The organism is Planotetraspora kaengkrachanensis (assembly GCF_016862895.1).
GTDB lineage: Bacteria > Actinomycetota > Actinomycetes > Streptosporangiales > Streptosporangiaceae > Planotetraspora > Planotetraspora kaengkrachanensis.
The window spans coordinates 66,892-89,395 of the sequence record NZ_BONV01000044.1 but is presented as its reverse complement, the minus strand read 5'-3'; the positions used below and the strand labels follow the sequence as shown (position 1 = coordinate 89,395).

The following is a 22,504-nucleotide window of genomic DNA, read 5'->3' as shown; positions in this document are numbered from 1 at the left end:
ATATTCCTCGACACTTGGCGGATGGAAGACGAGCCGTCCGAGCAGGAGCATCTGGTCCTGCGCTCACCGGCGCACTTCAGGGCGCTCGGGCATCCGGTGCGCCATCGCCTGGTCAACCTCCTGCGCCAGCGGCCGGCGACGCTCGGTCAGCTGACGGCGGCGCTCGGCTCGACCAAGGGCACCATCGGCTATCACATGCGCATCCTCCGGGAGGCCGGCCTCGTCCGCCTGGCGTCCACCCGGCAGGTGCGCGGGGGAACCGAGCAGTATTTCGCGCTGGTCAGCCGGGGCTTCAGGCTCCACGAGGACGCGGAGGCCGGGCCGGAGTTCCTCTTCAACGCGGCGCTGAACGAGATGCTCCCTCCTCGCCCCGGGCAGGGCGGCCGCACGATCCTGCGCCATCTGTGGCTCACCGAGGACGAGGCCGAGGCGCTGGCCGCCGAACTCCGCGTGTACGCCACCGAACCTCCCCCGTCCGACGCCACGAGAGGGGAGGCGTACGGCCTGCTGGTCAGCCTGTATCCGGCCGACATCCCGGCGCTGTCCCCCGACGAGCACGCCGGGGAACCGGATTGAACGTCCGGAAGAGCCGCGGCCGCACGAGACCGGGTGGAGCTCCGCCCGGTCATGAGCGGGTGGCGGTACGGCGGAACCGGGCCGGGGTGGCGCCCGTCGCCGTACGGAACGCCCGGCCGAAGGCCGATTCCGACTGGTAGCCGACCTCGGCGGCGACGACGCCGATCGGCCGGTCTCCAGCGGTGAGCATCTCGGCGGCGGTCATCATCCGGACGCGGGTGAGGAAGTCGCCGGCGGTCATGCCCGTCGCGCGGGTGAAGCGGCGGATGAAGGTCGCGCGCGACATCGCGGCGAGCCCGGCGAGGTCCGGGATGGTCCAGTCGCGCCCGGGATCGCCGAGCACGGCGTCGACGACCGCGCGCAGGCGCTCGTCGTCGACGGCCGTCCAGAGGGCGTCGCCGGCGAGGCGGCGGTTCGACGTGCTGCGCAGCACCATCGCGAGCAGCGCGTCGCACAGGGAGATCACGATCGCCGTCGCGCCCGGTCCGTCGTTCTGCGCTTCGCCGCGCATCAGCGCGCTCAGCATCCGCACGGGTTCGCCGGACTCGGCGCCGAAGGACACGTGCAGGGGGTCGGGCAGACTCTGGAAGAGCAGGTCACCGGCGCCGGGTCCGAACGCGTAGTGGCCGCAGAACAGGTCGATCTCACTCGGGGTGCCCTGGCTGCGCGCCGTCGGGAACGCCCCGCCCGCCTCTTCGACCACCGCCCTCCGGCGCCCCCGGCCGCGGGTGCGGACCCGGTGCGCCCTCCCGCGCGGAAGCAGCACGACGTCCCCGGCCACGAGGTCGACGCTGCGGTCGGCGAGCTCCAGGGTGCACTCGCCCTCCAGGAGCAGATGGAAGGGCGCCTCGCCGGCGGGCCGCGCCCCGTTGTCGATCGTGGTGTCGCCCGCGAGCAGGCAGCGCTTGTCGACGGCACCCCGCAGACGGGCCAGACGGATCAGGTGGCTTACCGAGTCCATGATACTTTCGCGATAAAAATCGAGATTTCAGCGCCTTGTCGTCTCTTTCGTTCGGTTGAATCCTAGACGCATGAACGAGTTGAGCAGCGGTTTGAACGTCGACGTCCTGGTGATCGGATTCGGCAAGGGAGGCAAGACGCTCGCCGCGACGCTGGGCCGCCTGGGCAGGCGCGTGGTGATGGTCGAGCAGTCCGACCGCATGTACGGAGGCACCTGCATCAACATCGGGTGTGTGCCGACGAAGGCGCTGGTCCATCACGCCCAGTCGCGGCGGCCCGGCGACTCGGCGCATGAGTGGTACCGGCAGGCGGTCGGCTCCGTGGAACGGCTGACGACGCTGCTGCGCGGCAGGAACCTCCAGATGCTGGACACGATCGACGCCGTGACGGTCGTCACCGGAAGGGCGCGGTTCGTCGGCCCCAAGACCGTCGAGGTCGTCGCCGGCGCCGACCGGCTCACGATCAGCGCGGAGACCGTCGTCGTCAACACAGGCTCCGAACCGGTGATCCCCGACATTCCCGGCCTGGCCACCAGCAGGTACGCCACGACGAGCACCGATCTGATCGGCACGGCGGAGCTGCCCCGGCGGCTCGCCGTCCTCGGCGGCGGCTACCTGGGCATCGAGTTCGCCGCGATGTACCGCCGGTTCGGCGCCGAGGTCACCGTCCTGGAGGTCTCCCCGCGGATCCTGCGTCACGAGGACGACGACGTGGCCGCGGCCGCCGTCGGCATCCTTGAAGGCGACGGGATCACACTCGTCAACGGAGCCCGGGTCATCGAGGTCATCGACGGAGACGACGGCGCGACCATCGCTTACGAGAAGGACGGGGAGCGCCACACGCTCGACGCGGACACGATCCTCGTCGCCGCCGGCCGTTCTCCGGCCACCCGCGGGCTCGGGCTCGAGGCCGCCGGGATCCGCACCGGCGCGCGGGGGGCGATCGAGGTCGACGAACATCTGCGCTCCAGTCAGCCGCACGTCTTCGCGGTCGGCGACGTGAACGGAGGACCGCAGTTCACCTACATCTCGCTGGACGACAGCCGCGTCGTCGCCGACCAGCTGATCGGCACGGGCACACGGTCGACGGCGGACCGCCGCGCGATTCCCCACACCTTGTTCATGACGCCGCCGCTGTCCACGGTCGGGCTCACGGAAAGGCAGGCGCGCCGCCAGGGGCACACCGTGAAGATCGCCACGAAGCCGATCGCGGAGATCGCCGCGATGCCCCGCGCCCGGATCGTCGAGGAGACCCGCGGCCTGATGAAGTTCGTCATCGACGCCGAGACCGACCGGATTCTGGGCGCCGCCCTGCTCGGCGTCGACTCGCAGGAACTCGTCAACACGGTCGCCCTCGCCATGCGCCACGGGGTCACTGCGGGCGAACTCCGTGACGCCGTCTACACCCACCCCAGCTCGACCGAAGGGTTCAACGAGGTGCTCGCCACCGCCTCGTGAGCGAGGCCCGCGAGGTCTACGGGGTCAGGAGCCGTTCCCGCACCCGTGGCGCGACCTCGGTGCCGAATAGACGGATGTTCTCCATCAGGGTCGTGTGCGGCATCGGGCCCATGCCGTACTTGAGATCGAACCGGGTGGCGCCGAGCGTGGTCATGGTCGTCGCGATGCGCCTGGCGACGGTCTCGGGTGAGCCCACATAGAGCGAGCCGTGCTCGACCTCGTGCTCGAAGTACTCGCGAGTGATCTCGGGGAAGCCCCGCCGCCTGCGCACGTCCAGGAGGAACGTCCGGTAGGTGGGCCAGTACTCCTCCTTCGCCTGCTCGTCGGTGGCCGCTACGTGCCCGGGCGAGTGCACCCCGATCGGCGGGGGCGCCGAGCCCGATCCCGCCGCGGCCTCCCGGTAGAGCTCGGACAGCCGCGTGAAGCGCGCGGGATTGCCGCCGATGATCGCGAGCATCAGTGAGAAGCCGTACCGCGCGGCGCGGACGACCGACGCCGGGTTGCCGCCGACCCCCACCCAGGTGGGCAGGGCTCCTCGGGCGGTGTGCGGGTAGACCTGCAGGCCGGGCAGGGCGGCCCGGGTGGTTCCCGACCAGGTGACCGGCTGCTCGGCGCGCAACCGGGCGAACAGGTCAAGCTTCTCCTCGAACAGCCGGTCGTAGTCGGCGAGGTCGAACCCGAACAGCGGGAACGACTCGACGCTGGATCCGCGGCCGAGGATCACCTCGGCGCGCCCGGAGGAGAGCGCGTCGAGGGTCGCGTACCGCTGGAAGACGCGGACCGGGTCGTCCGAGCTCAGCACCGTCACCGCGGATCCCAGACGGATGCGCGAGGTCCGGGCGGCGACGGCGGCCAGAACCAGGTCAGGCGCGGACAGGGGCATCTCCTCGATGTGGTGCTCCCCCAGGCCGAAGAAGTCGAGGCCCGACTCCTCCGCGAGGACCCCCTCCGCCACGAGTTCCCGGATGTTCTGCGGCTGGCTCAGGAGTTCGCCGTCGCCGCCGGCCGTCATCTCCCCGAAGCTGTCGAGGCCGATCACGATCGGGTGGCCCCCACGCGTGCCCTCCATCCCCACCCCCTTCCAAATTTGATTGACGCGTCAATCATATGCTAATGATTGACGCGTCAACGAAATGAGGTGCGGACATGAGTGACGGCGACCACGTCACCCGTGCGGCGGCGCGCCGGCGGATGTCGGTGGGCGAGCTCGCGATCTGGCGGTCGCTGGTCGACACGACCGCCGAGTTGCGCAGAATCCTGGGCGCGCAGTTGCTGCGAGACTCCGGCCTCTCGCCGGCCGATTACGCCGTGCTGCTGGCGTTGAGCGAGGCGCGCGGACGGCGCCTGCGGTCGTCGGAGCTCGCGGCGGCCGTCGACTGGGAGCGAAGCCGGCTGTCGCACCACCTCGGGCGGATGGAGAAGCGCGGCCTGATCCGCCGCGACGACTGCCCCACTGACAGCCGCGGCGCCGAGGTGTCGCTCACGGAGGACGGCGCCAGGATGTTCCGCGGCGCGACCGCGCCCCACGCGCTGGCCATCAAGAAGAATTTCGCCGACGCCCTTACGCCGGAGGAGTTCGAGGCGCTCGCCGGCATCCTTCGGACCCTGCAGAACCATCTTCACCCGGAACAGACCTCGACCAGCCGAGAGGATCTCCATGTCTGACAGTGCCCTGCCGCGCATCGCCGTACTTGGCGCCGGGCACGTCGGCCCGGTGATCGCACGGGTCTCGGTCGAGGCCGGGTATCCGGTGACGATCTCGGCCTCCGGCGACCCCGAGAGGATCGCGCTCATCACCCGGATCCTCGTGCCGGGAGCCGAACCGCGCTGGGCCGCCGACGCGGTCGCCGACGCCGACCTCGTGGTTCTGGCGATCCCGCTGCACAAGTTCGCGACCTTCGACCCGGCCCTCGTCGCCGGGAAGCTGGTCGTCGACACGATGAACTACTGGCCGCCCACCGACGGCGTCCAGGCGATGTTCGAAGATCGCCGGTACGGCAGCAGCGAGATCGTTCAGCGCCGGCTCGCCCAGTCGACGATCGTCAAGAGCTTCAACCACACCGGCTACCACGAACTCGAAGAGGAACGCCGGCCCGTGGGCGCGCCGGACCGCCGCGCGCTCGGCGTGGCCGGCGACGACGCGGCCGCCGTGGACCTCGTGGCGGAGGTCGTCGAGCGCATCGGCTACGACGCGGTCCGGCTGAGCGGCCTGAGCCAGGGCCGTCTGTTCGAACCCGGCGGCCCCGTCTTCGGCGCGTCGCTACGCCGCGACGACTTCGAACGGGCCGTGTCCGTCGAAGCCGCCTGACGATCCTCCCCTTCTCCCTGTCCCTCACCACCACACGAAGAGACTCGACGTGACCACGACACCGTCATCCGACGTGCAGACCACCGCGGCCGGATCCGCGACGTTCCCCCTCGTCCTCGGGCTGGACACCTTCGGCGACCTCACCCACGACAAGGACGACCACCCGCTCTCACACGCCCAGACGATCAGGAACGTCGTCGAGGAGGGTGTCCTCGCCGACCAGGTCGGCGTGGACTTCTTCGGAATCGGCGAGCACCACACCGACGACTTCCCGATGCCCGCGGGCGACGTGGTCCTCGGTGCGATCGCCGCGCGCACGACCCGGATCCGCCTCGGATCGGCGGTCACGGTGCTGAGCTCGGACGATCCCGTCCGGGTCTTCCAGCGCTACTCGACGCTGAACGCCGTCTCCGGCGGCAGGGCGGAGGTCGTCCTCGGACGGGGCTCCAGCATCGACTCGTTCCCGCTCTTCGGTTACGACCTGTCCGACTACGAGATCCTGTTCGAGGAGAAGGCCCAGCTGTTCGCCGAACTGCTCAAGGGCGGACCCGTCACCTGGCAGGGCACGATCCGAGCCCCGCTCCGTGACCAGGACGTCGTGCCGCACACCGAGTCAGGGCCCTTTCCGGCGTGGATCGGCGTCGGCGGCTCCCCCCAGTCGGTCGTCCGCGCCGCACGGCACGGCTATTCGCTGATGCTCGCGATCATCGGCGGGTCGCCGGCGCGCTTCGCGCCGTTCTCCCAGCTCTTCCAGCAGGCCCTGGAGAAGTTCGGACGGGCTCCGCTCCCCGTCGGCGTGCATTCCCCCGGCCACGTCGCGGCGACCGACGAGCAGGCCCGCGAGGAGTTCTGGCCGCGTTATCTGGAGGTCATCCGCAACGTCAGCAAGACCCGCGGGTTCGCCGTCCCCACCAAGCAGTCGTTCCTCCGCGAGATCGGGCCCCACGGGGCGCTCTACGTCGGGTCGCCGGAGACCGTCGCGCAGAAGATCGCGGCCAACCTCGCCACGCTGGGCGCGAACCGCTTCGACCTCAAGTACGCCATGGGCGGGCTCCCGCACGAGACGCTCATGACCAACATCGAGCTTTACGGCACGCAGGTCATCCCGCGCGTCCGCGAACTCATGGCGTGACGGGCCCCGCGGAGACGGGATGGCCCGGCGGGCCCGGGCCCTGACGGATACCGCGGTCCCGTCTTGACGGAACGCCTAACTGACGATCATCCTGGGCGCCATGCATCCGCGCCTGATCGCGATCCTCGCCTCGTCAGTCGTCCTCACAGCCTCCCTGACAGCCTGCGGCGGCCCGAATCCCGCCGACACCTGCGCCGAGGCCTTCACCATCCTCAAGGACGCGAAGATCGACCCCCAGCAGTGGGCGCTGAACCGCGGCGCCTCCGTCTCGGTCACGGAAGGCAAGCAGAAGGCCGAGGCGCTCGCCCGGGTCGCGGCGCTGAAGACCGACGACAAGGGACTCCAGACCAGCTTCGCCAACATCAAGAGCGGCGCCCAGAGCTACCAGCAGGAGCTGGACAAACTGGCCGCCGACCCGAGTCGCGAGCCGAACGTCCAGGCCATGGGCGCGGCCGTCGGGTTCTTCCTCATCGCGCTGAGCCAGCGGTGCGACCAGAACGGATTCAAACCCTGATGGCCTGGACGGCCGTTGGCTCGTTCAGGCCGCGATTCGTGGTCGGCTGGGCGGCGTGAGCCTGACAGTGGACGTCTTCGTGATCCTCGAAGACGGCCGGCGGGAAGTCCTCGACGTCCCGCAGGACGCCTCCGACCTCGCCGGCCATGAGCGCACCCGCACGGTTGTGTGGGGATCGCCGGTCGTCCGTTCGCTCGGCGCCCGGTTCCTGCCGTCGCTGGCCGACTCCGATCTGTGGCTCGAGCCGGATCTGCTCGACGACTTCGCCGCCGAATGCGCGATGCTGCTCGGCCATCTCCCGGCGATCGCGGCCGAGACCGGCTGGCGGGACGACTACATCAGGCACCGTCTCGGGAACATGACCGACGCCGTCGCCCGGGCGCGCAGCGTCGACGGCGGGATCGTCATCTGGTAATCCCGGTTACCGGTTTGCGCCTTTTCGGGCTTGTTCATGAGGCCGGCAGGCCCCTGGTGCCCTCGTCGGCGACGGCGGTCTCGAGCCCGATCACGCCGGTGAGATCAGCGCCGGTAAGGTCCGCGCCGCGTTGGGCATGGCGATTGTCACTCGGACAGTCACTCAGTCGGCTCTTCGCCAGCCAGCTCCGCGATTGCGGCCTGCAGATCCTCTTTCTCATCGCGTCGGCGGGGTCTGCTGGCCCAGGCCTTCGCCTCGGCGGTGAACCCCCAGCGTCCATGCTTGCGGGTCATGTCGGGTGCGCTGGCGTGCTCCGTGTCGTGTGCCGTGCAGTACGGGTGCGATCTCTACTGATAGTCCCTCGGACGGTCGCGTGTCGTGAAGTTCGCTGACTTCTCGCTGACTCCGGCCCGCGGCGAACCCGAACGGGCCGGAGCGCGTCTCTCTGTGACGGCGAATGTCAAGGAGGTCGTATGCCCAGTGGCGTCATCGTGCTGACTGCCGCTTACCTGGCATCTACAGCATGAGCGGCAGCCGATCCAGCGATCCTTGGTTCCTACGACCAGTGATCGTGACCAGGCGCCTTGGCATCATCACCCCTTTACTAGCCCAGGCTCAGGAGTCCGCCCAACAACGGCAGCGAACTACGCGGAACGCTGGACTGTGACACGATGCGAGGTGTCTGGAGACCCGGGACGCTACCTACCGGAGTGCTGGGCAGTGAAGCGATTTGAGGGCGAGCGGCCAGCGTTGCCGATGGCGCTCCGGCCACGATGCGAGATGTCTGGAGACCCGGGACGCTACCTACCGGAGTGCTGGGCAGTGAAGCGATTTGAGGGCGGGTGGCCAGCGTTGCCGATGGCACTCCGGCCGCGACGCTGGCGGTGACGCCCGGGAAGTCCAGGTTGTCGAATTCGCCGCAATCCTCGTTCGGATTGAAGTCCTGCGCTGGGTTGATGTCGCAGTCGGACTCGAACACCTCCCGGTCCATAGTCACTACCGTGACGTGGAGCGTATTGCCCCTGACAGCCAGCGTGACGCAGACCGTATCTCCGAGAATCTCTTCGCTGTCACCCTCCGGATTTGTCTGCTCCATTAGGAACCATTCGTCCTGCCTCTCGTCCCAAATCCACAGTTGTCCGGGCTGCGGCACGAAGCCGACGAACTTCCTGTTCTCCGCCTGAATGGCCGAATCGATGCACAGGCCGGGGGCAACATCGCCCTTATCGCCCTGGGGACCCTGGGGACCCTGGGGACCCTGGGGACCCTGGGGACCCCGCTTGCCCGGGGGCCCCTGGAATGCTTCCGCGTCGTTGCTCTTCTGGAGCGGGGTCACGGTCTGGGAGAAGTCGCGCAGCAGATGCTGCCTCTGGTGCTCGTGTTGGCGCTCGTGCTGACGCTGGTGGTGTCTGTTGAAGTTGTGGTTCTTGTTCCTGGCGCGTCCTGTATCGGGATTGGAAAGGACGGCCTCGTGGCGAAGGACTGGCCGGCCAGGAAAGCTTCCTGTAGCGGCACTGGCGGAATTGGCGACTGCGCCACTTAGGGCGATGGCACCTGTGGTCAACACGGTGCCGATGACGAAGAGCAGCTTGCTTCGCTTGGGCAACTTCATCCCCCTTGAAAGGAATTCCACGCCGGACATCGGATATCTCCTAAGTTGACTGGAAAACGCCGAGTTTTCGCCCGTCGCAGATCATCTTGCTCGGCATGGTTTCCACACCCTCCGAGCAGCAAACAAAGCTCGGAAACTATTGCCCTGCCACTTATCGCTTCATTGATAACACCGGTCAGCAAAGCCCGATTTATTCCCGAATATCATCATCTCGCTTTGGTGCGTTTAAATGCGCGCAAGAACACCTTGGGCATAGTTGCTGGGCGGCACCATTTATTACGGGGTGCCACAAGCACTAAGGGACCCGGGTCACCCCGACAAAGCCACAGTTATAGCACCAGTCACAGACGTCGCCGCTCCAGGTCGGTGCTTGTCGGCGATATCAACCGCGAGGCATGGACCTGGAACGTCCGCCGGCAGACAACACCTAGCCCTGGCGGGGTCGTGGACAAGGGCACGAAAGGCAAGCGGGCTCGAACAGTTCCTCTGATCGCTGAGGTTCGTGACCTGATCGCAGCACGTCTGGATGTGACCGGCCCGGATCCCGATTCGCGGCTTTTTACCGGTCCTCGGGGCGGGCGGATTACCACGGCGGTTCTCCGAGACGCCACGCATTGGGATGACGTGGTGACACAGCTCGGCTACGACGCCATGATCTACGGCATACCGGTCTTACCTGGATGGCCGACGCCGGCGTGTCAGTGCATGTTCTGCGAAAGATCGCGGGCCATGGATCCCTGACCACAACCCAGCGCTACCTACATCCAGATTCACGATCCATTGCGGACGCCGGCGAGGCGTTGAGTGCCCATCTCGCTGTCAGGCGGTCCATTGCGGTACCCGACAACACCATGGTTCGACGTGCGAGGGCCGCCATCGCGCCTGCGACCTCGTCACGGATCTCGGTGTGGCGCGCGGCCCGGACGCCGCGCCCCCCGCAGATCCCTCCGGGGGCCGCGGCGTCTGTTGCCGTACGAAGGAGGCCAGCAGCGCCGCGACGTGCCCGCGATAGTGCGGCGCCGCCTCCGCGATCCGCTCCATCGCGTACACCCCGCCATGCCGGACGGACCGGCGCGCTCCCCCAAGGCATGTTCGACCAGCCAGGTCGGCGCAAGCGTGAGGGAGCCGAAGAACACCGCGATGACGACCACGATCGCGGCCGTGACGGACACACGAGACCAGCGCATGACCAATCATCGGAATCGGCCCGGCGAACGTTCCAGTGACGTACCGCGGAACTTCGCGACCAAATGAAAAGGGGCCGGAGCGAAAGACGCACACACCCTCTCAGCCATTTCCATTATATGGCTGAATTTTATTGTTGTCCATTTTAAAGAATTCAGTCGAATTCCCCTTGCAGTCGGGAGGAATTCAGATACGTTCATGCCTGCCACCAGGAAAGGGATGATGGGCATGAGCGAAGAGAAGGCGCTGAACGTCGGCCCGTCGGGCATCGAGGTGGCCTACGAGCGATTCGGCGACCCCGGTGCGCCGCCCGTGCTGCTGCTGATGGGCGGCGGCGCCCAGATGATCAACTGGCCTGAGGGGCTCTGCGCCGAGCTGGCCGGCCGCGGCCTTCAGGTGATCCGCTTCGACAACCGCGACACCGGCCGGTCGACGCACTTCTCCCAGGCCCCGGCGCCCGACCTGCGGGCGGCACTGGCCGGCGACGTGTCGTCGGCGTCCTACACACTGTCGGACATGGCGGCCGACACCGTCGGACTGCTCGACGTCCTCGGGTTCGACGGCGCCCACCTCGTCGGCGCGTCCATGGGCGGCATGATCGCGCAGACGATCGCGATCGAGCATCCCCATCGGGTCCGGTCGCTCACGTCGATGATGTCCACCACCGGCGACCCCGGCGTGGGGCAGGCCGATTTCTCGGCGATCGGCGACCTGGGGGCGCCGCCGGACGACCGTCAGGGGTTCGTCGACTGGCAGGTCAGGGCCTTGCGGGCGGTCGGGTCCCCGGGGTTCGAGTTCGACGAGGCCGCGGTGGCCGATCGGGCCGGTCGCTCCTACGACCGGGGCCACGACCCCGGGGGCATGCTGCGCCAGTCACTCGCGGTCCTGGCCTCAGGCGACCGTACGGCACGGCTGCGGTCGTCGCGGGTGCCCACGCTGGTGATCCACGGCGCCGACGACGTCATGTGCGATGTCAGCGGCGGGCGGGCCACCGCCGCGGCCGTCCCGGGGGCCGAACTGTTGATCATCGACGGCATGGGGCACAGCCTGCCCCGCGCCCTGTGGCCCGAGTTCGCGTCGCGGATCGCGGACCTCGTCAAGCGCGCCGAGGAGGCGCGGCTCACCCGCTGACCGCCGACCAGGCGAACCCGTGCCCGCACCGGCACTCGCGACTCGGCACGCGTCCCGTGCACGCCCGCCCGCTCCGCGGCCGTCACCCGGCGCGGGCGTCGAACGCCTCGGCGCCGGCCGTCGCGACCACGACGTCCTGCTCCACGGTTCCCGCACTCACCCCGATCGCACCGGCGACCTCGCCGTCCTGCCCCGTCAGCGGGACTCCCCCACCGAAGATCACCAGGCCGTCGTTGGTCGCCTCGATGCCGTACAGCGGGCCGCCGGGGGCGGCGGACACCCCGAGCCGCTCGGTCGTCATCGCCATCAGCGCGGCGGTGCGGGCCTTGCGTACGGCGATGTCGACGCTTCCCAGGATCGCGCCGTCCTGACGGGCGAACGCGAGCAGATGCCCGCCCCCGTCCACCACGGCGACGTTCATCGGCTGCCCGATCTCATCGGCCTTGTCCAGCGCGGCCTCCAGCACGCGCCGGGCATCGGCGAGGCCGAGCCGTGCCTGCGCCATGGCTCCTCCTTCACTCATCGAGCGGTGCCGACGCGTCCCTGAACCGAGCGCCGGCGGCCTTGAACGGGATCCCCACGACCAGCCGGGCGGCGTTGTGCCCCATGACCCGGGCGCCGGACGCAGTGCCGGTCAGCGCGGGCGCGCCCGGCGGGAGTTTCGAGTGATGCACGCACACGTTCCCCAGCGCGTCGACGCCCACCCCCACGTCCAGATGGGACACCTGGGCCGCGGCGAAGGCGAGCTCAACCGCGGAGCCGTCCGCGGCGACGTCCTCCACCCGGAACGGCACACCTTCCTCCTCCATCCCGGCACCGAGCTCACGCAGGCAGTGCCGGTTGCGCGGGTCCGGACGGCGCAGCACCACGACCTCGGGCCGGGTTCGCACCGCCGTCCCGGGCCGGATCCCCGCCGCTCCGCCGGCGTCCTCGACGCCGTCGGAGCGCATGCCGTCCGCCATGGCCTAGCCGCACCTCACCGCCGTACTCGCCGCGTGTGCCGAGGCATGGCCGGCGACCAGGCCGGTGGCCACGGCGTTGCGCGGGCCCTCGCTGCCGCGCACGTTGCCTGTCCCGCTGACGATCCCGAACTCGGACACGGCCTCCGCGATCATGTCGGGGATCTCGAAGTCCAGCGCGGCGCCGCCGAGGACGACCACGAACCCGATCCGCCTGATGTCGCCGCCCGGAGCCACCTGTTCCAGCGCGCGGAGCGCGTTCGTCACGAACACCCGCTGCTTGGCCGATCTGCGCACCTGGCGGATCCGCTCCACGCCGTGCCCGGTCCGGATCGGCCGCATCCCGGCGTCGGTCAGGACGACCACTCTCGCGAACGCTTCGGCGGGCAGGGCCTCGTCGAAGAAGCGGACCGTGCCGTCCTCCATGCGGATGTGGAAGAAGCTCTCCGCCTTCGCCAGCGGGAACTTCTTGATCTCCTCGGCGAGGTCGGTGTCGTCCAGGCCGAGTTCGGAGTCGATCAGGCTGGTGACCAGGTCGCCGGCTCCGGCGAGGTGGACCGAACGCACCTGTGCGCCCTCGTCGGCGCCCTCGTCCGTAACGGCCGCGTCGGTGGATCCGCCGCCGAGGTCGAGGATCGCCATCGGCTTCGCCGTACCGGGGGTGGTGAGCGCCCCAAGCAGCGCCATGTCGGCCTCGACGCCGCCGATGAGGACGTCCGTGCCGAGCGCCTCCCGCAGCCGGTCGGCGAGCAGCTCCATCGGCCCCCTGCTGGTGCGCACCATCGCGGCCAGCGCGACGGCGTTCTCCAGCGCGAACTCCCCCGCCAGGCCACCGGTGACCCGTTGCGGGACGAAGGTGTCCACGGCGAGCACGTCCTGGATACGCACGGCGTCGCGGGGCATCGCCGTCAGGTCCGCCATGGTGTCGCGGACGCGGGCGAGCATCCCTCCCACGTGCGTGCCCGGCTCGCCGTCCGCGTCGGCCAGCGGCCGCACCCGGCGCCACGTCTCCATGATCTCCTTGGCGCCCGCGTCCACCTCCACCGACCGCTTCGTCCGCTCGCCGATCAGGGTGAGGATGCCCGCGGGGATCCTGCGCCCGGTGACGTCCCCGGACGGCGTGCGGACGACGACGGCCGAACGGTTGCCCACCAGGGCCCGCGCCACCGGGGCGATCATGCGCGTCTGCTCGGGGTCGAGCCCGAACACCGTGGCGATGCCATAGGAGTTGGACAGGGTCCGGATGGTCCGGCCCTGCTCCGCGACCTCGACCGCGGCCGGCATGCCCAGCGGCACCCGGTGCACCAGCGTGACCTCGTCGACCACCGGGACCGGCTCACGGAGCCGGTTGGCGATCAGGGTGGCGTCGTCGGCCTGCACGACCGCGCCGGTGACCCGTACCCCCCGCGTGACGGCCGCGTTGATCCCCGCGGCGACGTCCTCGAAGTCCGCGTCGGCGCCGGCCACGCAGATGACCGCGTCGCCCGGAGCGCGGTCCGGCAGGTCGGCGAAGGCCACGGTCGTGCCGACCCCCAGCCCCACGCCGCCCGGGGTGTCGGGGTTGTGCCCGATCATCGTCGACTCCGTGATGACCGTCTCCGTGATCGTCTCCATGGCGAGCCCGCTGATCACCGGGGTGGCCTCGTTGACCAGCACCGCCCGCACACCGGCCGGATCGCGCCCGGCCGCCTTCAGCGCCCGGACCACGACCTCGACAACGCCCGGAACGTTCGCCACGGTGCCCTTGACCCCGGTGGTGCGCCCGAGAGCCGCGGAGAGGTACGTGACCTCACCGTCGGCGCCGACGTCCGCGGCGCAGGCCTCCGTGGTCGAGTTGCCGATGTCGACCCCCACCACCAGGGACATGACCGCGGCCCCGCCTCAGCCGGTGTGGCGCATGCGGATCAGCACCTCGAGCTCCACCGGCCCCGCGCCGGGCCGGACGAACTCGGTCTCCTTGATGTGCAGCAGCGCGGCCTTGGCCTGCCAGCGCGGCCGGGCCATGTGGTCGTTGCGCGACGGCACCGGTTCCGGCGACTCCCCCTTCGCGTAGCGGGCGGCGTTGCGGCCGATCCTGCGGAAGGTCTCCAGGTCCATCAGGGGCGCCTGCGGGAACAGCTCCAGGTTGGACAGGCGGAGCAGGTCCCTCTGATGGATCATGGTGGTGCCGCGCGACATGACGCCGACGCCGACGCCCGATCCGGAGAGCCTGGCGGCGGTGTGCGCGATGACCGCCAGGTCCGAGCTGCCGAGGACCCGGATGACGCGGGCGTGCACCCCCTGCTCCTCGACTCCCGCCAGCAGTTCGCGCAGCACGTCGGCGTGCGGGACGTCGACGATGGTCCTGGAGAAGAAGCCGCCGAAGGCCGGGGAGACGCCGATGACCACCTCGCCGGAGCGGCGTCCCGGACGGGCGGGCCCCTTTTCCTTCAGGCTCAGCGTGCGCCCGGTGCCCGGCGAGGGGGCGCCTGCCTGCTCGGGGTCGCGGGCGCTGACGACGTGCCGCAGCCGTTTCATCTCCTCCCAGCGCGCCCCGCTCGGACGGTGGCCGGTGCCCGGCCCCGCGTAGTCGTTGGGATCGTTGACGGCCGAGAGCGTCGTCAGCTCCGGCGTCAGGATCGCCGAGGTGTGGAGGAGGTCGCCGGAGACCCGCTGTCTCAGCACGCCGAGCAGCGCCTCGGCGACGTCGGGAAAACCACCGGCGTCCAGGCCTTTGACGATGTCGAGCCCGGTTAGCCCCCGGTCCATGACCGACTGCGCCGCCTTCAGGTCCTCAAGCACGTCACGCAGCGGCAGTTCCCTGCTGCCGTGCGCGTACGTGACCGCCTCGATCTCCCTGTCGGTGATCGGCGCCAGCCCGAGGTGGGCGAACACGCCCTGCAGCGCACGCGCGGCCCGGTTGCGTGCGGACAGGACCTCGGCCTCGGGGACGTGCCGGAGCGCGCCGTCGACCTGCAGATCCCGCTGGATGGTGTTCCAGTCGTCGAAGTCCTCGGGGTCCAGGTTCGACCCGGCGAACATGTTGTCGTAGTTGGGCACGCCGGAGTAGCCCGAGCAGATGAAATCGGTGCCGGGCAGCAGTTGCGGGAGCAGCCGTGCGGTGCGGCGCATGTCGGAGTGCGAGAAGGACTGGTCGTTGCCGGAGGCGCACTCCAGGTCGACGGTGGCGGCGACGAGGTTCTCCGCGAGTACGGCGCGGATGCCCGCGGGAACCGCGCCGGGCACTCCGATGCAGCTGATCGAGCCGTTCTGCAGGCCCTGGACCCCGGCCCCCTTGGCGACCAGGATGCAGCGGACCTCCAGGTAGAGCATGGATCTTCCTTCGGCGTTGCCCATCTGCACTTCGGAGCCGGTGCCCGAGGTGAACCTCATCTTGATCCCGCGGGAGGCGTACGCGGACGCGAGGAACGCCTTCGACCACGGGGTGTCGTCGCCGTCGCAGAACACCTGTTCGGTGCCGTACACGGAGATCGTCTCGGCGTAGGCCGTGATGCCGCGCATGCCGAGCTCGAGCTCGGTGGCCTCCTCGAGCGCGCACTGGGTGAGCACGCCCGGACGCCCGGTCTGTGCGCCGACCTGCAGCGCGATGGCGACGAGCGGTGCGTAGCGCACGACGCCGAGTGTGGTCTCCAGCTCGCGGAATCCGCGCAGCGCGGCCTCCGCCGCGTCCGCCGCCACCTGGACCGGGTTGTCCCTGGCGCTCGTGGAGTGCGCCTGGTTGGCCGGGGTGCGCCGGGCCCGCATCTTCTGCAGGGCCATCATCATCTCGACGACGTTCATCGTCTTGACGACCTCGAGCAGCTTGGCGGGGGTGAGGCCGCGCGAGACCGCCAGAACGTCGGCCCGCGACACCCGCGGGTCGACCAGCAGGTACGCGATCTCGGCCGCGTCCAGGGCCATCGCCTGCTCGGCCACGCCGGCGTCGATCGCGTGATCGGCGATGAACTGGTCCAGGAAGTCGAAGTCCGTCCTGTCCCTGCCGTCCATCTCCACGATCGTCCCGTTCTCCACGCGCACGCTCGGCGACGGGTCGAAGGGGCTGTCCATGGCGACCATGCCGACCTCGGGCCACTCCTCCACGAAGCCGTCGAGGTTGACGGGCCTGTCCTCCAGAATCTGAGTGCGCTTGGATCGCCGGGCGGACCCCGGATCGCCCGTGACGTTGGTGGCCTTCATCGGCGCTCCCATCTCCTGATGCCTCCGGCGTGATCAGCCCGCGAGGACGCCCCTGCGCTCGTACACCTCGGCCGCCTCTCTGACCAGCCGGGCGCACAGCGTGGCCGAGTGGTCCCGCTCCAGCTCGTCGGCGATGGCGGCAAGCTCCCGCTTCGTGGAGGCCCGGGGCCGGAGCGCGTTGTAGATCCGCAGGACCTCCTCGTCCGGCAACGCCGCCATCTCGGCGGCCCGGCGGAAGTTCCGGGCGAGCTGCGGCCTGCCGACGGAGTCGGCGATCCGCGCCTGGAGCCGCAGCGTCGCCGCCGTGATGCGCAGGTCCTCGGCCGTGACCTCGCCGTCCAGCACGGCCTGCATGGTGATCTCGTCGAGCCGCTTGCCGGTGGGGGTGCTGATCAGCTCGGGCCGGTGGGAGGCCAGGGGGTAGTCGTGCAGGGGATCCAGATCGTCGCGGGCCATGGGCTCGTACCTGCCTTCTCACGCGACTGTGCGGGCTCGATGCCACGGGAGGCGTCGCTGGCCCAGGCACCGAGGCCGTGGTTCGCGGAGGCGTCGACGATGGCGCAGACGTTAGGCGGGGCCGCGTTGCAACGGCGTTGCGCCCCGGTAGAGTAGTAAGTATGCAGTTACTTACTAACGCGAAGACGAGGACTCTGCTGGTCACCGGTGGTTCGAGAGGGCTGGGCAGGGCCCTGGCCGAAGCGGCGCTCGCGCGGGGCCACCAGGTGGTGGTCACCGCCCGCGACGCCGCCAAGGTGCGCGACCTGGTGGACGAGCACCCGGCCGCCGCGCGTGCCGTCACCCTCGACGTCACCGACCCGCGCGCGGCCGACGCGGCCGTCCGCACCGCTGTGGAGGAGTTCGGCCGCCTGGACGTTCTGGTCAACAACGCCGGCTATTCCGACATCGCCTCCATCGAGGACACCGGCCTCGACGACTTCCGGGCGCAGGTGGAGACCAACCTGTGGGGTGCCGTCCACCTGACCAAGGCGGCCCTGCCGGTCCTGCGCGAGCAGCGCGGCGGGCACGTCGTCCAGGTGTCCTCGGTGAGCGGACGACTCGCGCCCGCCGTCGGCCTGGGTGCGTACGTGACGGCGAAGTTCGCGCTGGAGGGATTCTCGGAGGCGCTGGCGGCCGAGGTCGCGCCGTTCGGAGTGAAGGTGACGATCGTGGAGCCGGGCTCGATGGCGACGACTCTCGCCTCGTCGATGCGGCTGCCCCGGCCCAGCGCGCCGTACGCGGAGGCGATGGAGCCGATGCTGAGGCGATACGGCGACCCGCACGCCGCGTACGGCGTGAGCCCCCGGCGCGCCGCCGAAGTGCTGCTCGGCGTGCTCGACCTGCCGGATCCGCCGCTCCGGCTCCCCCTCTCCGGCGCCGCCTTCGACCGCATCCGCGAGGGCGAGCAGCGCAAGATCGCCGAGCTGGACCGATGGGAGGATCTCAGTCGATCGGCCGACACGTGACGACGCCCGGCGAATCACGGAAAGAGGAGACCCGCATGATCGATGACGCACCCGACCGGCTCGTGACGGCGCCCCATGGCTCCTGACGCAGGCGGTCCGCCTTCCGCGCGGGACGCGGCGGCCACGCGGCGCCGCATCCTCGACGCCGCCACGGCAGAGTTCTCGGCCCTCGGCCTGTCGGGCGCGCGTACCGCCGGCATCGCGGACGGCGCCGGCGCGAACCAGCGGATGATCTACGCCTACTTCGGCAACAAGGACGGCCTCTTCGACGCCGTGCTCGAACACAACATCCTGCTCGTCCAGACTGCCGTGCCCTTCGACCCCGCCGACCTGCCCGGCTACGCCGGGCGCGTCTTCGACTTCTACCGCGCCAACCCCCACCTGGTCAGGCTCGAGTTGTGGCAGACCCTGCAACGCACGGAGCCCATGCGGTCCTCACCCCTGATCAGGTCGGCCATCGAGCACAAGGTCGCGGCCCTCGAACAGGCCCAGGCCGACGGACTCGTCAGCTCCGTCCTGCCGGCGGCGCAACTGCTCGACCACATCCTCACCCTGGCCCACGGCCACCCGATGGACGCCGGAGACGCGGGCTCCTGGACCGACGGACGGCGTGACGCCCTGGCCGCGGCGGTCGCCGTCCTCACCGGCCAGCCCGCCGGCGGGCCGCACGGCTCGGACCTCATCCCCCGGGCGGGCGCATCATGAAGACGTCGACCGGGTCCTGGGTCTCCACGACGAATCCGTGGCGCTCGTAGAGCCGGCGCGCGGCGCTGCCCTGCAGGACGTTCAGGCCCACGGTCATGCCCTCGGCGTCGGTGCCGTCCAGCACCGTGCGCAGGACCGCGGATCCCAGTCCACTGCCCTGACGGTGCGGAACGAGGTAGAAGTGCTCCAGCCACCGCCTGTCTTCGGCGGGCCTGACCGTGACGCATCCCGCGAGTTCCCCGCCGACCACGATGATCGACGTGTGCCGCGGGGAGAAGGTGTCCCGCATCCGCTGCCGCACCCGGTGCTCGTCGTAGCGCCCGAGGCGTTCCAGATCCGCACGCATGACCGCGGCCCGCAACTCGGCGAGCACCTCGACGTCCGCTGCGACCGCGGGACGGAACGCCCAGCCTGCGGCATGTGCCGACACGGCCCGCGCCCCCTCCGCCGTGTCCGGTCGTGTCCTGATCCGCGTCGCCTCGGTGTCCATGGCCGGAGTATTTCAGTGCGCCTCATCCGACCGGACGCGTGGGCGTCGCGTCGCGAACCGCTCGATCCCGCCGGGCGATCGCCGTCCGGTCAGCCGTCCTCGGCGAGGAGCCAGGCCAGCCTGGCCGCGGCGACCGCCTGACGCGGGTCGCCGGGGTGCAGCTCTCCGGCGAGCCGCTCGAAGACCTCGAGGTCGTCGCAGCCCGGCTCGCTCTGGCCGAACGCCCACAGCGCCTCGAGGTCGTGGTGGTCGAGAGCCGCCGTCCGCAGCGCCGCGACCAGTTGGTAACGCTCCGCCCGGATCGCCGGGGCCTCCGACTGCGCGAGCAGCGGGCCGCGGCAGGTCGCCACCGCCGCCCGGACGTCGCCCGACCGCAGCGCTGCGCGCACGGCCAGGAAGTCGGCCTCGACGTCCGCCCGCAGCCGGTAGTGCCCGGGATCGATGACGGACTCGCCGACCTGCGCCCGGAGCCTGTGGATCTCCGAGCGTGCCGTGGTGGGATTGCCCGCGTCGCCGTACAGGTGCAGCGCGAGCTGTTCGGCGGTCAGGCCGGTGGGATGCAGGGCGAGCACGGCGAGCAGTTCGGCTCGCCGCAGGGTCAGCGGCAGTTCGCGGCCGTCCAGCACGGCCACGGGCCGATCGCCCAGGAACGACAACGAGAGCTTGGGCCGGCGCTTCGCGGCCCGCCCCGTGACGGGGACGCGGACGAGATAGCCCTCCGGCAGCGGCTCGACCAGCGCCTCGAAACCGTCGTCGAGCAGGACCCGGTCCGCGCCGGGCGGTACGGAGATCCGGCCCGGCCATCGGCCGTCCGGCTGGGCGGCGACGACCCGGCCGGTCCGGGTCAGCAGTGCGCCGGGCTCTCCGCGCAGGCCGGCCAGGTGCCGCATGTTCGCTGCCCGAAGCCGCTCGTCGCGGATCTCCATCAGGTCGTGGAGACGGTCCTCGGCGAGTTGCGCGGCCGCGTTGACCAGGCAGACCACGGCCGGGTGGAGCGTGTGGAGCGGCCCGCTGACGTCGATCGCGCCGAGGAGCGCGCCGGTGTCGGGGTCGTGGACGGGCGCGGCCGCGCAGGTCCAGGGGTGGTAGGCGCGCACGAGATGCTCGGCGGAGTAGATCTGCACCGGGCCGTCGACGGCCAGCGCGGTGCCCATGGCGTTGGTCCCGATGGCGGCCTCGGCCCAGCGCGCGCCCTCGAACAGCCCGACCGGGTCCGCGCGCAGGCAGACGTCCGCCGCCCCCTCGCGCCAGAGGATCGTGCCGTCCGCATCGGTGACGATCATGACGTGCCGGGACTCGTCCGCGATGCCGACGAGCAGTTCGCGCAGCATCGCGACCACGGCGTGCAGAGGATGGGCCGCGCGCACGTCGGCCACCTCCGCCGATCCGTAGACGATCGGCGGGCGGTCGTGGTCGGGGTTCACGGGCGCGGCCAGCGAGCGCCGCCAGGATTCGGAGATCATCTGGCGGGGCGGCGCGGGCGGCTTCTCGCCGCTGAGAACGGCCTCGCGGACCTGCTGCAGCAGGTGGAACTGGGCCACGGGATCCGCTGACAGGCGGGCGGCCGCGATACCGGCGATTTCGACGTCCATGGTGCACTCCGCGGCAGCCCTGAGGGGCGCGTCAGGGCGGCCGTCGCCGACGGTGGCCGGGATTTCACCCGCGGCCCCCGCACGACGTGCGCCGGCGAGCGCGTGCGAGCGGCGCCGTGCGCGCGCCTCCCCCGTGCAACGACGCTGCAACGCCGACGTCCCTACGTTCGGCGTATCCCCGATTTCACAATAGGTCAGCATTTGGGGAGGTCAGGAGGATGGTCCGGTATATGGCACCGGGCGAGGCCGGCAGCGTCGTGACGTTCCAGCCTTGTTACGATCACTTCATCGGCGGCGAGTACGTGCCGCCCGTCAAGGGCCGGTACTTCGAGAACCCGACCCCGGTCACCGGCAGGACGTTCACCGTGATGGCACGGGGCACCGCCGAGGACGTCGACAGTGCGGTGCGCGCCGCGGACGGCGCGGCCGCGGCCTGGGGCCGCACGTCGCCGGCCGAGCGCGCCGAGGTCCTCAACAAGATCGCCGACAGGATGCAGCAGCATCTGGAGGCCATCGCGGTGGCCGAGTCCTGGGAGAACGGCAAGCCGGTACGGGAGACGCTCGTGGCCGACATCCCGCTGGCCATCGACCACTTCCGCTACTTCGCCGCCGCGATCCGGGCGCAGGAGGGCTCGATATCGCAGCTCGACTGCGACACCGTGGCCTATCACTTCCACGAGCCGCTGGGCGTGGTCGGGCAGATCATCCCGTGGAACTTCCCCATCCTGATGGCCGCCTGGAAGCTGGCCCCCGCGCTGGCGGCAGGCGACACCGTGGTGCTCAAGCCCGCGGAACAGACGCCGGCCTCCATCCACGTGGTGCTGAAGCTGATCGCGGACCTGATCCCGCCGGGTGTGGTCAACGTGGTCAACGGGTTCGGCGAGGAGGCGGGCAGGCCGCTGGCGCAGCACCGCGGAGTCCGCAAGGTCGCGTTCACCGGCGAGACCACCACCGGGCGGCTGATCATGCAGTACGCGAGCGAGAACCTCATCCCGGTCACCCTGGAACTCGGCGGCAAGAGCCCGAACATCTTCTTCCGCGACGTCGCGCAGGCCCGGGACGCCTTCTACGACAAGGCGCAGGAGGGCTTCGCGATGTTCGCGCTGAACCAGGGCGAGGTGTGCACCTGCCCGTCGCGGGCGCTGATCCAGTCGTCGATCTACTCCGCGTTCCTGGCAGACGCGATCCCGCGGGTGGAGCGGATCAGGCAGGGGCACCCCCTGGACACCGAGACGATGATCGGGGCCCAGGCGTCCGGCGACCAGCTGGAGAAGATCCTCTCCTACATCGACGTCGGCAGGGCGGAGGGCGCCCGCGTCCTCACCGGAGGCGAGCGGGCGGACCTCGGCGGCGACCTGGCCGGGGGCTACTACGTCCAGCCGACCGTGTTCGAGGGCGACAACAAGATGCGGATCTTCCAGGAGGAGATCTTCGGTCCCGTCGTCTCTGTGACGAAGTTCGACGACTACGCCGACGCCATCAAGATCGCCAACGACTCGCCGTACGGCCTGGGCGCGGGCGTGTGGACGCGGGACGGGAACACCGCCTACCGCGCCGGACGGGAGATCCAGGCCGGTCGCGTGTGGACGAACTGCTACCACGTGTATCCGGCGCACGCCGCCTTCGGCGGGTACAAGCAGTCCGGCATCGGGCGGGAGAACCACGCGATGATGCTCGACCACTACCAGCAGACCAAGAACGTCCTGGTGTCGTACGCCCAGAACGCGCAGGGCTTCTTCTGACGTGAAAGGGGCGGGGTGGCCGAGGGGCGGCCACCGGGTTCGACCGCACGCTGGCCTCCTGGCGGTACGAGACCGCTCAGGCGACCA

The 22,504-nt window shown here is 70.2% G+C and carries 21 protein-coding genes and 1 pseudogene; 12 read left to right on the top strand and 10 right to left on the bottom strand.

Annotated features, from left to right (window positions below):
• Positions 1 to 21 precede the first annotated feature (21 nt).
• Positions 22 to 576: an ArsR/SmtB family transcription factor gene (locus tag Pka01_RS34660; RefSeq protein ID WP_203887200.1), complete on the top strand. Its 555-nt coding sequence runs from the start codon at positions 22 to 24 to the stop codon at positions 574 to 576.
• A 49-nt stretch (positions 577 to 625) separates the two neighbouring features.
• Here the strand turns inward: Pka01_RS34660 and Pka01_RS34655 are convergent, their stop codons facing one another.
• Positions 626 to 1,537 (bottom strand): cupin domain-containing protein, encoded by a 912-nt coding sequence (locus Pka01_RS34655; protein ID WP_203887199.1) that lies wholly within the window; start codon positions 1,535 to 1,537, stop codon positions 626 to 628.
• A 70-nt stretch (positions 1,538 to 1,607) separates the two neighbouring features.
• Here Pka01_RS34655 and Pka01_RS34650 point away from each other — a divergent pair, with 70 nt between their 5' ends.
• Positions 1,608 to 2,993, top strand: a complete 1,386-nt coding sequence (locus Pka01_RS34650; RefSeq protein ID WP_203887198.1) for an FAD-dependent oxidoreductase — start codon at positions 1,608 to 1,610, stop codon at positions 2,991 to 2,993.
• A 16-nt stretch (positions 2,994 to 3,009) separates the two neighbouring features.
• On the opposite strand, the gene Pka01_RS34645 is transcribed toward Pka01_RS34650, so the two are convergent.
• Positions 3,010 to 4,062: an LLM class flavin-dependent oxidoreductase gene (locus tag Pka01_RS34645; RefSeq protein ID WP_203887197.1), complete on the bottom strand. Its 1,053-nt coding sequence runs from the start codon at positions 4,060 to 4,062 to the stop codon at positions 3,010 to 3,012.
• Positions 4,063 to 4,139: 77 nt separating this feature from the next.
• Between Pka01_RS34645 and Pka01_RS34640 the strand changes: the two genes are divergently transcribed.
• The 5 genes from Pka01_RS34640 (at position 4,140) to Pka01_RS34620 (ending at position 7,362) form a co-directional block, all read left to right on the top strand.
• Positions 4,140 to 4,658 carry a MarR family winged helix-turn-helix transcriptional regulator gene (locus tag Pka01_RS34640; protein WP_203887196.1) on the top strand — a complete coding sequence of 173 codons (519 nt, stop codon included), beginning with the start codon at positions 4,140 to 4,142 and terminating at the stop codon, positions 4,656 to 4,658.
• Positions 4,651 to 5,301, top strand: coding sequence for an NADPH-dependent F420 reductase (locus Pka01_RS34635; RefSeq protein WP_203887195.1), 651 nt, complete (start codon positions 4,651 to 4,653; stop codon positions 5,299 to 5,301). Before Pka01_RS34640 ends, Pka01_RS34635 begins: the two co-directional genes overlap by 8 nt.
• 49 nt (positions 5,302 to 5,350) lie before the next feature.
• Complete coding sequence (locus tag Pka01_RS34630) at positions 5,351 to 6,433, top strand: LLM class flavin-dependent oxidoreductase (RefSeq protein WP_203887194.1); 1,083 nt, start codon at positions 5,351 to 5,353, stop codon at positions 6,431 to 6,433.
• Positions 6,434 to 6,533: 100 nt separating this feature from the next.
• Entirely contained in the window at positions 6,534 to 6,947 is a 414-nt protein-coding gene (locus tag Pka01_RS34625; protein ID WP_203887193.1) for a hypothetical protein, read from the top strand.
• Positions 6,948 to 7,002: 55 nt separating this feature from the next.
• Positions 7,003 to 7,362, top strand: a complete 360-nt coding sequence (locus Pka01_RS34620) for a hypothetical protein (protein ID WP_239115834.1) — start codon at positions 7,003 to 7,005, stop codon at positions 7,360 to 7,362.
• A 604-nt stretch (positions 7,363 to 7,966) separates the two neighbouring features.
• On the opposite strand, the gene Pka01_RS34615 is transcribed toward Pka01_RS34620, so the two are convergent.
• Positions 7,967 to 9,004, bottom strand: a complete 1,038-nt coding sequence (locus tag Pka01_RS34615; RefSeq protein ID WP_203887192.1) for a hypothetical protein — start codon at positions 9,002 to 9,004, stop codon at positions 7,967 to 7,969.
• A 614-nt stretch (positions 9,005 to 9,618) separates the two neighbouring features.
• On the opposite strand from Pka01_RS34615, the pseudogene Pka01_RS41680 reads away from it, so the two are divergent.
• Positions 9,619 to 10,200, top strand: a pseudogene (locus Pka01_RS41680) (tyrosine-type recombinase/integrase); the annotation flags it as partial.
• Positions 10,201 to 10,387: 187 nt separating this feature from the next.
• The gene (locus tag Pka01_RS34605; protein ID WP_203887191.1) at positions 10,388 to 11,290 is read left to right on the top strand and encodes an alpha/beta fold hydrolase; all 903 of its coding nucleotides are present in this window, start codon (positions 10,388 to 10,390) and stop codon (positions 11,288 to 11,290) included.
• An 82-nt stretch (positions 11,291 to 11,372) separates the two neighbouring features.
• Here Pka01_RS34605 and Pka01_RS34600 read toward each other — a convergent pair whose 3' ends face one another.
• Genes Pka01_RS34600 through Pka01_RS34580 form a run of 5 tightly spaced genes read right to left on the bottom strand, consistent with a single transcriptional unit; the run spans position 11,373 to position 16,881 of the window.
• The gene (locus Pka01_RS34600; RefSeq protein ID WP_203887190.1) at positions 11,373 to 11,795 is read right to left on the bottom strand and encodes a GlcG/HbpS family heme-binding protein; all 423 of its coding nucleotides are present in this window, start codon (positions 11,793 to 11,795) and stop codon (positions 11,373 to 11,375) included.
• A gap of 10 nt (positions 11,796 to 11,805) precedes the next feature.
• On the bottom strand, positions 11,806 to 12,252 hold the full coding sequence (locus Pka01_RS34595) for a glycerol dehydratase reactivase beta/small subunit family protein (RefSeq protein ID WP_203887189.1): 447 nt from the start codon (positions 12,250 to 12,252) through the stop codon (positions 11,806 to 11,808).
• Between the two features lie 3 nt (positions 12,253 to 12,255).
• Positions 12,256 to 14,115 carry a diol dehydratase reactivase subunit alpha gene (locus tag Pka01_RS34590; protein WP_203887188.1) on the bottom strand — a complete coding sequence of 620 codons (1,860 nt, stop codon included), beginning with the start codon at positions 14,113 to 14,115 and terminating at the stop codon, positions 12,256 to 12,258.
• Positions 14,116 to 14,130: 15 nt separating this feature from the next.
• Positions 14,131 to 16,425: a propanediol/glycerol family dehydratase large subunit gene (locus Pka01_RS34585; RefSeq protein ID WP_203887187.1), complete on the bottom strand. Its 2,295-nt coding sequence runs from the start codon at positions 16,423 to 16,425 to the stop codon at positions 14,131 to 14,133.
• Positions 16,426 to 16,458: 33 nt separating this feature from the next.
• A complete protein-coding gene (locus Pka01_RS34580) occupies positions 16,459 to 16,881 on the bottom strand; it encodes a diol dehydratase small subunit (protein WP_203887186.1) in 423 nt (140 codons plus the stop codon).
• A gap of 161 nt (positions 16,882 to 17,042) precedes the next feature.
• On the opposite strand from Pka01_RS34580, the gene Pka01_RS34575 reads away from it, so the two are divergent.
• Entirely contained in the window at positions 17,043 to 17,888 is an 846-nt protein-coding gene (locus Pka01_RS34575; RefSeq protein ID WP_203887185.1) for an SDR family NAD(P)-dependent oxidoreductase, read from the top strand.
• A 75-nt stretch (positions 17,889 to 17,963) separates the two neighbouring features.
• Positions 17,964 to 18,593 carry a TetR/AcrR family transcriptional regulator gene (locus Pka01_RS34570; RefSeq protein ID WP_203887184.1) on the top strand — a complete coding sequence of 210 codons (630 nt, stop codon included), beginning with the start codon at positions 17,964 to 17,966 and terminating at the stop codon, positions 18,591 to 18,593.
• Here the strand turns inward: Pka01_RS34570 and Pka01_RS34565 are convergent.
• Together Pka01_RS34565 and Pka01_RS34560 are read right to left on the bottom strand one after the other, a co-directional pair.
• Positions 18,568 to 19,083 (bottom strand): GNAT family N-acetyltransferase, encoded by a 516-nt coding sequence (locus tag Pka01_RS34565; protein WP_203887183.1) that lies wholly within the window; start codon positions 19,081 to 19,083, stop codon positions 18,568 to 18,570. The two genes, Pka01_RS34570 and Pka01_RS34565, sit on opposite strands and share 26 nt — an antisense overlap.
• Positions 19,084 to 19,172: 89 nt before the next feature.
• The gene (locus tag Pka01_RS34560; RefSeq protein WP_203887182.1) at positions 19,173 to 20,675 is read right to left on the bottom strand and encodes a helix-turn-helix domain-containing protein; all 1,503 of its coding nucleotides are present in this window, start codon (positions 20,673 to 20,675) and stop codon (positions 19,173 to 19,175) included.
• A 218-nt stretch (positions 20,676 to 20,893) separates the two neighbouring features.
• On the opposite strand from Pka01_RS34560, the gene exaC reads away from it, so the two are divergent.
• Positions 20,894 to 22,417, top strand: coding sequence for an acetaldehyde dehydrogenase ExaC (gene exaC / locus Pka01_RS34555; RefSeq protein WP_203887181.1), 1,524 nt, complete (start codon positions 20,894 to 20,896; stop codon positions 22,415 to 22,417).
• Positions 22,418 to 22,504 lie beyond the last annotated feature (87 nt).